This is a genomic window from Streptococcus sp. HMSC066F01 (assembly GCF_001837335.1).
In the GTDB taxonomy this organism is placed as follows: domain Bacteria; phylum Bacillota; class Bacilli; order Lactobacillales; family Streptococcaceae; genus Streptococcus; species Streptococcus oralis_S.
On sequence record NZ_KV832076.1, the window covers coordinates 18,602 to 32,489 of the forward strand.

At 44.1% G+C, this 13,888-nt stretch carries 7 protein-coding genes; 6 read left to right on the forward strand and 1 reads right to left on the reverse strand.

Annotation, left to right across the window (positions count from 1 at the left end; genetic code table 11):
• Positions 1–92: 92 nt before the first annotated feature.
• Positions 93–3,809, reverse strand: a complete 3,717-nt coding sequence (locus HMPREF2655_RS02475) for a pullulanase (protein ID WP_070837439.1) — start codon at positions 3,807–3,809, stop codon at positions 93–95.
• 442 nt (positions 3,810–4,251) lie between these two features.
• On the opposite strand from HMPREF2655_RS02475, the gene rpoB reads away from it, so the two are divergent.
• From rpoB to HMPREF2655_RS02505, 6 genes are all read left to right on the forward strand, one after another.
• Entirely contained in the window at positions 4,252–7,863 is a 3,612-nt protein-coding gene (rpoB, locus tag HMPREF2655_RS02480) for a DNA-directed RNA polymerase subunit beta (protein ID WP_070837442.1), read from the forward strand.
• A 32-nt stretch (positions 7,864–7,895) separates the two neighbouring features.
• The gene (rpoC, locus tag HMPREF2655_RS02485; RefSeq protein WP_070837444.1) at positions 7,896–11,561 is read left to right on the forward strand and encodes a DNA-directed RNA polymerase subunit beta'; all 3,666 of its coding nucleotides are present in this window, start codon (positions 7,896–7,898) and stop codon (positions 11,559–11,561) included.
• A 110-nt stretch (positions 11,562–11,671) separates the two neighbouring features.
• Entirely contained in the window at positions 11,672–12,091 is a 420-nt protein-coding gene (ndk, locus tag HMPREF2655_RS02490; protein ID WP_070837446.1) for a nucleoside-diphosphate kinase, read from the forward strand.
• Between the two features lie 134 nt (positions 12,092–12,225).
• On the forward strand, positions 12,226–12,849 hold the full coding sequence (locus HMPREF2655_RS02495) for a hypothetical protein (RefSeq protein ID WP_070837448.1): 624 nt from the start codon (positions 12,226–12,228) through the stop codon (positions 12,847–12,849).
• Between the two features lie 83 nt (positions 12,850–12,932).
• Entirely contained in the window at positions 12,933–13,376 is a 444-nt protein-coding gene (tsaE, locus tag HMPREF2655_RS02500; protein ID WP_000556959.1) for a tRNA (adenosine(37)-N6)-threonylcarbamoyltransferase complex ATPase subunit type 1 TsaE, read from the forward strand.
• Entirely contained in the window at positions 13,366–13,887 is a 522-nt protein-coding gene (locus HMPREF2655_RS02505) for a GNAT family N-acetyltransferase (RefSeq protein ID WP_000455513.1), read from the forward strand. Before tsaE ends, HMPREF2655_RS02505 begins: the two co-directional genes overlap by 11 nt.
• Position 13,888: the final 1 nt, after the last annotated feature.

Consider the following 13,888-nt stretch of genomic DNA (forward strand, 5'->3'; position numbering starts at 1 on the left):
CAGGTCAGCTTCACCTTATCTACAAGCTCAAAGCTGTGCTTTGAGCAGCCTGTGGCTAGCTTTCTAGTTTACTCTTTGATTTTCATTGAGTATCAGTTCTCTTTCTTGTTTTTTATCAACCATCCAAGTCCGAGAAGGGCAAGGATACTGAATCCAGCAAGGACAAGAAGGGATTTGCTCTCAGTTCCTGTGTTTGGAAGGAGGTTCTGAGAGTGAGCCTCTGCAGCAGTTTCTTGAGTTTCAGGATTGGCTGCTAGGTTTTGAGCTTGACCTTGTTCTGGTTCAACTTCCAAGCTAGAAAGATCAAATTCTGGTTTTTCTTCCACAGCTGGAGCGACGATGGCGCCGCCTTGAGACAAGCGGAGAACGACAGCAGTGAGAGCATTCAATTTCAAGCCTTTTTCAGTCCATTCGAGACCTTGAGGTTTAGCGATTCCTACTGGTCCTGCTTGGTTTTCATCTGCGAGAACTTCGGCATTTCTCAAGTGAGCAAAAGCAGTCCCCAAGTTGAATTCGCGAGCCTTATCATCCGCATTGACAAAGACAGCGTAGACATCACCGTTTGGAGCAGTAATTTGGTAGCCGATGACCACGTCTTCTTTTTCAACGCCATTTTGTCCTGGGACAGTAATGAGGTGGACGCGCTCCTTGATATCTTGCAGACTCTTGAGTCGGAAGGCGTCTGTAGATTGACGAAGAGCGATCAATCCTTTCATGTAGTCACGACTCTTGACATTTTCAGGATATGCTTTGCCATCTGTAGCCTTGGTCCAGTCAAACTTGTTGACAGCATCACTAGAGTCATAAGAGTCATGGATAAAGTAAGGATAGACAAATGGCTTGCCGTCTTTGTCACGTAACAAGTGAGACTTGTTTGGAACCTTATCTTCAGGAACAGGAGTCTTATAGGCTGGATCAAGGAATTGTTTGGTACGTCCATATTCCTGCCCAGAGTGGATAAAGGGAGTTCCTTGAGCGGTCAAGACCATGAGGTTTCCAAGTCGCAAACGACGATGGATTTCAGCATAGTTCTCAGCCTTGCTTGGATCTTTTTTGATAGACTGGGCAATGATGTCAAAGAGGGTCAAGTTATCATGGGCTGCGATATACTGGATAACATCTCCAGGATTGTCAGCCTCAAAGTTAGTTGGTTGGGCAATCAGATTTTTAAAGATGGTATTGATATCGCGTTTGCCACCTGTGATAAAGGCAGGTTGACCTTCGTTTGGATAGCCAGACTTGAGGTTGTTGCGGATGTCGTCTGAAAAGACAGCGACAGTATCTGTTTTCTTCATCCAATCTTGGTCAGCAGGTTGTACAGGCGTATTTTCATCACCAGTATAGGTTCTCCAGCCTTCACCTAGCATGATAAGATTTGGATTGAGGGCGCGTGCAGCCTTGTAAGCTTCTTCGATTGAAGCCGCATCGTGGTCACCCATCATATCAAAGCGAAAACCATCTACTTTGTAGGTTTCAACCAGATACTTGATGGAGTCTACCAAGACACGTTTAGACATGTAGTGGGTAGTTCCCAAACGGCCGCCTCCGAAGCTAGTACGTGGAGTTCCGTCTGCATCCATAAAGTGATAGTAGTTTGGCTCAATATCTTCAAAAATATCAACATTTGCAGTATGGTTGTAGACCACGTCCAAGATAGCCCCCATGCCACGTTTGTGGATTTCGTTGATGAGGTTTTTGAATTCGGCGATACGTTTTTCTGGATCCTTAGGATCGCTTGAGTACATGCCAGTCAAGGAGAAGTAGTTTTGAGGGTCATATCCCCAGTTGTAGTTGCTGTTGCTTGAAGCATAGGCAGACAAGCGTTCTTGGTTTTTTAATTCATTGACAAAGTAGTAAGACAAGACTGGAAGGAGCTGGATATGAGTCACACCCAAGTCTTTGAGATAGTCTAATTTTTCGATAAAGGCTTCAAAGGTACCAAATGGCTTGGTCAAGTCTTTTGCGATGGCAGGATCCGAAGTGAAGTCACGTACATGAGCTTCATAGATAACGGCATCTTCACGTGATTTGAAGTTACGAATCTTTCCATAGGTCAAGTCTTGCGGACCTAACTTCGCTGGATCGACAAAGGCAGCTTTAGCGACCTTATGAGCGGCATCTGTTTTTGCTAGGTCACTGTTCCAAGCCGCTAATGATTTGGCATAAGGGTCAAGAACGAGGACAGTTTTACCTTGGCGCTCGATCTGGTAGTGGTAGTAATAGCCAGTGTAGTTGCTGATACCGAGACCAGAGTTTGCATCCAGAGTTTGTTTCCAGGTTCCTTTTTCTCCTTTTTCAAGGGCGACAGTTCCAACTACCTTTTCAGGGTCTTTCTTGTCATAGACAACAACGGAAACCTTATCAGCACTTGGAGACCAGAGGGTGAGGTCAACACGCTTGCCATCTTCTTTTAGAGTTGCGCCGAGTGGACCATCGTAACTGTAGGACTCATCCTTGAGGCGCCAGCTTGAACGTGTGGTAAAGCGGTCTGAATTGTAGCTGACAGTGTAAGGGTGTTGAGTGTCAGAGAAGTCGCCGATGTAGGTCACTTTTTTACCTGCCTCATCCACTTCCACGTCTGTGATAGCTACTTTATTCCCTTGGTAATCAGTGATGCTGGAGTGTTTGAGGATATCGTTTTTCTTAGCTCCAACGAGGGTAGAAAAACTGCTTTCGATACGAGATTTAGCCACGTGTTGGGCACCAGTCATGCGGATATCGTGCACATAGTAGGGGTTGGTGTAGATGGTTTCGTCATCATCTTTGAGGAAAATCTGACTGTGATTTTTTAGATCAGTGAATTTATAATCTTCTTTTCTGATTTTCACATCATCGCCTTTCTTGCTTTCGTCTAGTAATAAAAATCCAAATTCTCTTGCAGCTTCATTGAGTGGGATATCAATGTAACGGCCATATTTTCCAGTTGCGGTAAAGCCAGTACCGTCAGGCCATTCTCCGCTACTTGGGTTCTTGACATCGCCCCAATACCAAAGAGATTTTTTGTCATAGTTGCCATCGGTGCGGTAGTAGTTGACACGAATAGTTCCTGCTGGTTGAGGGCGATAATTGTATACCTTGTAGTTTTCATCTAGCCAGGACTCATTCATTTTTGGAGAGAGGCGCTCTACAGAACGGTCCCCTGTCAGGTTATCCCACTTGGTATTGTTGATGAGGAAGCTGACTTTCTTGGCTTGCTCATTTTTGAGTTTGACATCTAGATAATAGCCGTAGTCATCTTGCTTGGCATCCTTGAAGGACTTGGCTCCATTGGGCCAGTTTTCAGACGGCTTTTCAACATCGTCCCAAGTCCAAAGACCTTGAGAATCTTTGTTTTCTTCAGGGAGTTTTTTTACATGGATACGGAAGTGGTTGTCTGCGATGGGTTCTTCAGAAGATGTGTCAGCTTGTGGTTTTTGATCTGAAGTTGACGTCGAAGTACTGGCATCTACTTTCTCTTCCTTGCTGTTAGGCTGGCTTGTAGTAGCATCTTCTGTTTTGGGTGTTTCTGGCGCTGTAGTAGTTTCCACAGCTGGAGCTTCTTTTTTAGCGTCCAGGGAAGCGTTTGCATTCTTTTGTTCAGAAATAGGCGTTTCCGTTTGAGTTTGACTCGTTTCAGTCTCAGTAGGAGCCTTAGCCACAGCGCTGGTATTTTCCTGAGTTTGAGGAAGGTTTTCGTTGGCTGAAATAGTTGGCATTGTAGCAGAAAGCAAGACAATGCTAGCACCAATAAGGACAGAACCAGTTCCGTTCTTCAAGGAACGGATACCATAAATCATTTTTTTCTCAGTTTGAGATGGGATCTTTTTCATCACAATTCTCCTTGTGTAGTTGTTCCCTAACAGTATAGCACGAGGTAAACATTAGTGCAAGCGTTTTCCTAACTTTTAAGAGAAAATATAATGCTTCATTCTCTTGAAATTTTAAAATAATATATAGGAAAAGATTGTTTAAAAAATAGTAAAAAAACCTTGAAAAATCTAGCTAAATAAGGTATAATGTGAATAATCATTTGTCGTAGGTTTTGTCTGAAATATTGTCCAGACAAGGCTCACAGCAGTTAAATCTTCTGAAAAAGTCAGATTTAGCTGCTCTTTTTGTGCTTTTTTTCAGGTTTTTGAGTGCTTGTAACAAAGATTTAAAGATTCTGAAAATTCGTCAAAGGGACACGGTGATAGGGGTTTTTAAAACCATATGACGATTAGAAAAGCCTGATTGACAAGGCTTGGAATTTATTTACAAAGGAGAATCATCTTGGCAGGACATGACGTTCAATACGGGAAACATCGTACCCGTCGTAGTTTTTCAAGAATCAAAGAAGTTCTTGACTTACCAAATTTGATTGAAATTCAAACGGATTCATTCAAAGATTTCCTAGATCACGGTCTTAAGGAAGTATTTGAAGATGTATTGCCAATTTCAAACTTCACAGACACAATGGAGTTGGAATTTGTTGGATATGAAATCAAGGAACCAAAATACACGCTAGAAGAAGCTCGTATCCACGATGCTAGCTACTCAGCACCAATTTTTGTAACCTTCCGCTTGATTAATAAAGAAACAGGCGAAATCAAGACCCAAGAAGTCTTCTTTGGTGATTTCCCAATCATGACCGAAATGGGTACTTTCATCATCAATGGTGGTGAACGTATTATCGTTTCTCAGTTGGTCCGCTCACCAGGTGTTTACTTTAACGACAAAGTAGACAAGAACGGTAAAGTAGGCTACGGTTCTACTGTTATCCCTAACCGTGGAGCTTGGTTGGAACTTGAAAGCGACTCAAAAGACATCGCTCATACTCGTATCGACCGTACTCGTAAGATTCCATTTACGACCTTGGTTCGTGCGCTTGGTTTCTCTGGTGATGATGAAATCTTTGATATCTTTGGTGACAGCGAATTGGTTCGCAATACTGTTGAAAAAGATATCCACAAGAATCCAATGGACTCTCGTACAGACGAAGCCTTGAAAGAAATCTACGAACGCCTTCGTCCAGGTGAGCCTAAGACTGCTGAAAGCTCACGTAGCTTGCTTGTAGCTCGTTTCTTTGACCCACGCCGCTACGATTTGGCAGCTGTTGGTCGTTACAAGATCAATAAAAAACTCAACGTTAAAACACGCTTGCTCAACCAAACCATTGCGGAGCCATTGGTAGACCCTGAAACTGGTGAAATCTTGGTAGAAGCTGGTACCGTTATGACTCGTAGCGTGATCGAGAGTATCGAGCACCACTTGGATGGCGACTTGAACAAGATCGTTTATATTCCAAACGATTCAGCTGTTCTGACAGAACCAGTTGTGCTTCAAAAATTCAAGGTTGTTGCTCCAACGGACCCAGACCGTGTCGTAACCATCATCGGAAATGCTAATCCAGACGACAAGGTTCGTGTTGTAACTCCTGCGGATATCCTTGCAGAGATGAGCTACTTCCTCAACTTGGCTGAAGGTATCGGACGTGTGGATGATATCGACCACCTTGGAAACCGTCGTATCCGTGCAGTTGGTGAATTACTTGCCAACCAAGTACGTCTTGGACTTTCTCGTATGGAACGTAATGTCCGTGAACGCATGTCTGTTCAGGACAATGAAGTTTTAACACCACAACAAATTATCAATATCCGTCCTGTAACAGCTGCGGTTAAAGAATTCTTTGGTTCATCACAGTTGTCACAGTTCATGGACCAACACAACCCGCTTTCTGAGTTGTCTCACAAACGTCGTTTGTCAGCCTTGGGACCTGGTGGTTTGACTCGTGACCGTGCTGGATATGAAGTACGTGACGTACACTATACTCACTATGGTCGTATGTGTCCAATCGAGACACCTGAAGGACCTAACATCGGTTTGATCAATAACTTGTCATCTTACGGGCACTTGAACAAATATGGATTTGTTCAAACTCCATACCGTAAGGTTGACCGTGAAACAGGTGTAGTCACAAACGAAATCGTTTGGTTGACAGCCGATGAAGAAGATGAATTTACTGTAGCGCAGGCCAACTCTCGCCTCAACGAAGACGGTACTTTTGCTGAGAAAGTTGTCATGGGACGTCACCAAGGGGTCAACCAAGAGTATCCAGCAGAAGTGGTTGACTACATGGACGTGTCACCAAAACAGGTAGTTGCCGTTGCGACAGCATGTATTCCTTTCTTGGAAAACGATGACTCCAACCGTGCCCTCATGGGTGCCAACATGCAACGTCAGGCTGTGCCATTGATTGATCCAAAAGCACCTTACGTTGGTACTGGTATGGAATACCAAGCAGCTCATGACTCTGGTGCTGCTGTTATTGCTCAGTATGATGGTAAAGTTACATACGCAGATGCTGACAAGGTAGAAGTACGCCGTGAAGATGGTTCATTGGACGTTTACCACATCCAAAAATTCCGTCGTTCAAACTCAGGTACTGCCTACAACCAACGCACGCTTGTTAAAGTTGGCGATGTCGTTGAAAAAGGCGACTTTATCGCTGACGGACCTTCTATGGAAAAAGGGGAAATGGCGCTTGGACAAAACCCAATCGTTGCTTACATGACATGGGAAGGTTACAACTTCGAGGATGCCGTTATCATGAGCGAACGCTTGGTCAAAGACGATGTCTATACATCTGTCCACCTCGAAGAATACGAATCAGAAACGCGCGATACAAAGCTTGGGCCTGAAGAAATTACTCGTGAAATTCCAAACGTTGGTGAAGATGCCCTTAAAGACCTTGACGAAATGGGTATTATCCGTATCGGTGCCGAGGTTAAAGAAGGGGACATCCTTGTCGGTAAAGTCACACCTAAGGGAGAGAAAGACCTTTCAGCTGAAGAACGTCTCTTGCACGCTATCTTCGGAGACAAGTCTCGTGAAGTGCGTGATACTTCTCTTCGTGTACCTCACGGTGCCGATGGTGTCGTTCGTGATGTTAAGATCTTTACACGTGCAAATGGAGATGAGTTGCAATCAGGTGTTAACATGCTGGTTCGCGTCTACATCGCTCAAAAACGTAAGATCAAGGTCGGAGATAAGATGGCCGGACGTCACGGAAACAAAGGGGTTGTCTCTCGTATCGTTCCTGTAGAAGACATGCCTTACCTTCCAGACGGAACTCCAGTCGATATCATGTTGAACCCACTTGGGGTGCCATCACGTATGAATATCGGTCAGGTTATGGAGCTCCACCTTGGTATGGCAGCCCGTACTCTTGGTATCCACATCGCAACACCAGTCTTTGACGGAGCAAGTTCTGAAGACCTTTGGGACACTGTTAAAGAAGCAGGTATGGATAGCGATGCTAAAACAATCCTTTACGATGGACGTACAGGTGAGCCGTTTGACAACCGTGTATCAGTTGGTGTCATGTACATGATCAAACTCCACCACATGGTTGATGATAAATTGCACGCGCGTTCAGTCGGACCATACTCAACCGTTACCCAACAACCACTTGGAGGTAAAGCTCAGTTTGGTGGACAACGTTTCGGTGAGATGGAAGTTTGGGCTCTTGAAGCCTACGGTGCGTCAAATGTTCTCCAAGAAATCTTGACTTACAAGTCTGACGATATCAACGGACGTTTGAAAGCTTATGAAGCTATTACAAAAGGAAAACCAATTCCAAAACCAGGTGTTCCAGAATCCTTCCGAGTTCTTGTAAAAGAATTGCAATCCCTTGGTCTTGACATGCGTGTCCTTGACGAAGATGACCAAGAAGTGGAACTTCGCGACTTGGATGAAGGAATGGACGAAGATGTCATCCACGTAGATGACCTTGAAAAAGCCCGCGAAAAAGCAGCCCAAGAGGCTAAAGCAGCTTTTGAAGCAGAAGAAGCTGAGAAAGCAACAAAAGCGGAAGCAACAGAAGAAGCTGCTGAACAAGAATAAACAGTTCACTTAGAATAGAAAGGGAAGAAATAGTGGTTGATGTAAATCGTTTTAAAAGTATGCAAATCACCCTAGCTTCTCCAAGCAAAGTCCGTTCATGGTCTTATGGAGAAGTCAAAAAACCTGAAACAATCAATTACCGTACCTTGAAACCAGAACGTGAAGGACTCTTTGACGAAGTCATCTTTGGTCCTACAAAAGACTGGGAATGTGCTTGTGGTAAGTACAAACGCATTCGTTATAGAGGGATTGTTTGTGACCGCTGTGGGGTTGAAGTGACGCGTACGAAAGTTCGTCGTGAGCGTATGGGGCACATCGAGTTGAAAGCTCCTGTATCTCACATCTGGTATTTCAAGGGGATTCCAAGCCGTATGGGCTTGACCCTTGATATGAGTCCTCGTGCCCTCGAGGAAGTGATCTACTTTGCGGCTTATGTGGTGATTGATCCGAAGGATACACCGCTTGAGCACAAGTCTATCATGACAGAGCGTGAATACCGTGAACGCTTGCGTGAGTATGGTTATGGATCATTCGTTGCCAAGATGGGTGCCGAAGCCATCCAAGACCTCTTGAAACAAGTAGATCTTGAAAAAGAAATTGCCGAACTCAAAGAAGAGTTGAAAACAGCTACTGGACAAAAACGTGTCAAAGCCATCCGTCGTTTGGATGTTTTGGATGCCTTTTACAAGTCTGGAAACAAACCTGAATGGATGATTCTCAACATCCTTCCAGTTATTCCACCAGATCTTCGTCCAATGTTGCAGTTGGATGGTGGCCGTTTTGCTTCATCTGACTTGAACGACCTTTACCGTCGTGTTATCAACCGTAACAACCGTTTGGCTCGTTTGCTTGAGTTGAATGCACCAGGCATCATCGTTCAAAATGAGAAGCGTATGCTACAAGAAGCAGTTGACGCTTTGATTGACAACGGTCGTCGTGGTCGTCCGATCACAGGACCAGGTAGCCGTCCACTGAAATCATTGAGCCACATGCTTAAAGGGAAACAAGGGCGCTTCCGTCAAAACTTGCTCGGAAAACGTGTTGACTTCTCAGGACGTTCCGTTATCGCCGTTGGTCCAACGCTTAAGATGTACCAATGTGGTGTGCCACGTGAAATGGCGATTGAGCTCTTTAAACCATTTGTGATGCGTGAAATCGTTGCGCGCGACATCGTGCAGAACGTCAAAGCGGCTAAACGCTTGGTGGAACGTGGAGACGAACGTATCTGGGATATCCTTGAAGAAGTAATCAAAGAACACCCAGTACTTTTGAACCGCGCACCGACCCTTCACCGTTTGGGTATCCAAGCTTTCGAGCCAGTCTTGATCGATGGTAAGGCCCTTCGTTTGCACCCGCTTGTCTGTGAAGCCTACAATGCCGACTTTGACGGGGACCAAATGGCCATCCACGTACCGCTTTCAGAAGAAGCTCAAGCAGAAGCTCGTATCTTGATGTTGGCTGCTGAGCATATCTTGAACCCGAAAGATGGTAAACCAGTTGTTACTCCATCTCAGGACATGGTTTTGGGTAACTACTACTTGACCATGGAAGAAGCTGGTCGTGAAGGGGAAGGAATGGTCTTCAAAGACCGTGACGAAGCGGTTATGGCTTACCGCAATGGCTATGTTCACCTCCACTCACGTGTTGGTATTGCAACAGACAGCCTCAACAAACCATGGACTGAAGAGCAAAAAAACAAGGTCTTGCTGACAACAGTTGGTAAAATCCTCTTCAACGACATCATGCCAGAGGGTCTGCCTTACTTGCAAGAACCAACAAATGCCAACTTAACAGAAGGTGTTCCAGCTAAATACTTCTTGCCACTAGGTGGAGATATCAAGGAAGCAATCAGCAATCTTGAACTCAACCCTCCATTCAAGAAGAAAAATCTTGGGAATATCATCGCTGAAATCTTCAAACGTTTCCGTACGACAGAAACTTCTGCCCTACTTGACCGCATGAAGAACCTCGGATACCACCACTCAACTCTTGCAGGTTTGACAGTGGGTATTGCCGATATCCCAGTTGTTGAAGACAAGGCTGAAATCATCGAAGAATCACATAAACGTGTAGAACAAATCACCAAACAATTCCGTCGTGGTATGATCACAGACGACGAGCGCTACAACGCTGTTACAGCTGAATGGCGTGCAGCCCGTGAAAAATTAGAGAAACGTTTGGTTGCCAACCAAGATCCTAAGAACCCAATCGTTATGATGATGGACTCTGGAGCCCGTGGTAACATCTCAAACTTCTCACAGCTTGCCGGTATGCGTGGTCTGATGGCCGCTCCGAACGGACGTATCATGGAATTGCCAATCCTTTCAAACTTCCGCGAAGGTTTGTCAGTACTCGAAATGTTCTTCTCAACTCACGGTGCCCGTAAAGGTATGACCGATACGGCCCTTAAGACAGCCGACTCAGGTTACTTGACTCGTCGTTTGGTTGACGTTGCCCAAGACGTTATCATCCGTGAGGACGACTGTGGAACAGACCGTGGTCTCTTGATCCGTTCTATCGCAGAAGGAAAAGAGATGATCGAGTCTCTCGAAGAACGCCTCAACGGTCGTTACACTAAGAAAACTGTTAAACATCCAGAAACTGGTGCAGTGATCATCGGTCCAAATGAGTTGATTACAGAAGACAAGGCGCGTGAAATTGTCGATGCTGGTGTGGAAGAAGTGACTATCCGTTCCGTATTTACATGTAACACTCGTCATGGTGTCTGCCGTCACTGTTACGGTATCAACTTGGCGACTGGTGATGCAGTTGAAGTTGGTGAAGCAGTTGGTACAATCGCTGCCCAATCTATCGGGGAACCTGGTACACAGCTTACAATGCGTACCTTCCACACGGGTGGGGTTGCCTCAAATACCGATATCACTCAGGGTCTTCCTCGTGTCCAAGAAATCTTTGAAGCCCGCAATCCTAAAGGGGAAGCGGTCATCACAGAGGTCAAAGGACAAGTTACAGCTATCGAAGAAGACGCGTCAACTCGTACCAAGAAAGTCTTTGTTAAGGGTGAAACTGGCGAAGGTGAGTACGTGGTTCCATTTACAGCACGTATGCGTGTCGAAGTTGGAGACCAAGTCTCTCGCGGTGCAGCATTGACAGAAGGTTCTATCCAACCAAAACGTCTCCTTGCTGTTCGTGATGTCTTATCAGTTGAAACCTACCTTCTTGGTGAAGTACAAAAAGTTTACCGTAGCCAAGGGGTAGAAATCGGTGACAAACACATCGAGGTAATGGTTCGTCAAATGATCCGTAAAGTTCGTGTCATGGATCCAGGTGACACAGACCTTCTTATGGGTACTCTCATGGATATCAACGACTTTACTGATGCCAACAAGGATGTTCTTATCGCAGGTGGAGTTCCAGCGACTGGTCGCCCAGTTCTTATGGGAATCACCAAAGCCTCACTTGAAACAAATAGTTTCTTGTCAGCGGCTTCCTTCCAGGAAACAACTCGTGTCCTTACAGATGCGGCCATCCGTGGTAAGAAAGATCATCTCCTTGGACTCAAGGAAAATGTTATCATCGGTAAGATCATCCCAGCTGGTACTGGTATGGCTCGCTACCGTAACCTTGAACCACAAGCCATCAATGAAGCAGAATATCTGGCTCCAGAACAAGAAGAGGCAGAAAACGCTCCAGTAGATGAAACTGTGGAAATCCAAGTTGAAGAAACAGTAGAATAAAAGCAAACAAGAGAACCTTTGGGTTCTCTTTGTTTTATTTCAGAAAATTTTCCCACTTTTTCATAAAGTATGGTAGAATAGAAGAACTAAAATGCCAAGGAGGTGTTCATATGGAACAAACATTCTTTATCATTAAGCCAGATGGTGTGAAAAGAGGGATGGTTGGCGCAATTCTGCAAAGAATGGAACAACGAGGTTTCAAACTCGAAAAATTAGAGCTACGCTCAACAGTTTCAGAAGCTTTGATTGACCAACACTATCAAGACTTGGTTGAAAAAAGTTTTTATCCTCCTATCCGTCAGTTTATGACTTCAGGACCAGTAGTGGTGGGCATTCTATCAGGTCCGAAAGTAATTGAAACTTGGCGGACCATGATGGGGGCTACTCGTCCAGAAGAAGCTCTGCCAGGAACTATCCGAGGAGATTTTGCCAAGGCTGCAGGAGACAATCAAGCCATTCAAAATGTAGTTCACGGCTCCGATTCGGAAGCTTCTGCAAAACGTGAAATTGCTCTCTGGTTTAAGGATTAAACTGGTAAAAGAACAGTTCTGTACACAACAGAGCTGTTTTTTGGTCAGTTGAGCACAAAAAATGGACACTTGAGGCGGAAACAATCATTTCAAACTCCTCACAAGGTATAATCCCATATAGGGAGGGAAAAGAAATGGTAAAATCAATTCGCCTATTGTTACTGATTGCAGTCATCCAGATTAGTTTTTCTAGTTGTCTATTATGGAAAGAATCCTTTTTATCTTTAAAACAGACCAATGCTTATTTTTTGATTTTGATAGTAGGAATTTCTGTTCTATGTGCTGGGATAAATTATTTCCATACAGCAGACCAGTCTAGACATAGTATTTTACATGTTCAAAAGAAAGTGAGTCTGGTTTATTGCCTCCTTTTAGTAGTCAATCTTCTGGCAACCTGTCTGGTTCTCTCAGAAAGCATCCAGACCACTAGCAAATTGCAGCAGGAATTGGTTGACCTCTTTTTACCCTCCTTCTTTTTCTTGCTAGGAGTAGATCTATTGATTTTCTTACCTTTTGATAAAATTTTTCGCGATATAGAAAATTACCTAAACAAAAAGAAAACAGTCGTCATTTCCGTTCTAGCTACGATAGTTTTCTTGAGGAATCCCTTAGTGATTTCCTCGATTCTTCTTTATATCAGTGTTGGTTTTCTATGCGCACGTTTCCTTTTTCCCAAATGTATCCAAAGGGAAATCTCCTTTTATGGACACCTGATTCGGGATATCCTGTTTGTTTTTTCAATAGTTGTATTCTTTTAAGTAGAGGAGAATTTTTCAAAATTGTTATAGTAAGTCCATAAAGAAAATTCACACAAAAGAAAACTTTTTGGTATAATAGTAGCATGCACACAAAAAATGAAGAAGAGCTTCTAGCTCTCGGAGAAAGATTAGGTCATTTGCTTCAAAAAGACGATGTTCTGATCTTGACTGGAGAGTTGGGTGCGGGTAAAACAACCTTTACAAAGGGCCTTGCTAAGGGCTTGGATATCCGTCAAATGATTAAAAGTCCAACCTATACCATTGTCAGAGAGTACGAAGGGCGTTTGCCACTTTACCACTTGGATGTCTACCGTATCGAAGGTGATGCTGATTCTATTGACTTGGATGAGTTTCTCTTCGGTGGTGGTGTGACTGTTATTGAGTGGGGGCATCTTTTGGGTGAAGATTTACCAGATTCTTACTTGGAGTTGGAAATTTTGAAAGAAGCTGAGGGTCGTTGTCTTCATTTTACAGCTCATGGCTCTCGGGCTGAACAACTCATCAAGGAGCTTCAAGATGGAGTATGAGTTGTGTATTCGTGAGGCAGAGATTTCAGATGCTACAGCCTTAATTGCATTTTTAGATTGTGTCGGTCAAGAGACAGATTTTACTAGCTTGGATGAAAATGGTATCATGATGACAGCTTCTGAAATGGCTCTTTTTATCGAAAAACAAGCTGCATCAGAGAATCAAATTACTCTCCTCGCCTTACTGAATGATGAGATTGCAGGAGTCTTAAATATCACAGCAGACCAACATTTAAGAGTTCGACATATCGGTGATGTTTTTCTAGCAGTTCGAAAGAAATTCTGGAACCAAGGCTTGGCGACTATACTTCTAGAAGAAGGCATCGAGTGGGCTAAATCCAGTGGTGTCTTGTGCCGTTTGCAACTCAGTGTACAAAAACGAAACGAGGCTGCGATCCACCTCTATTCAAAAATGGGATTCATCACAGAAGGCTTACAAGAAAGAGGAGCCTATTTAGCAGAAGGGATATTTTTAGATGTTTGTCTTATGGGCAAGCTGATAAATGAATAAC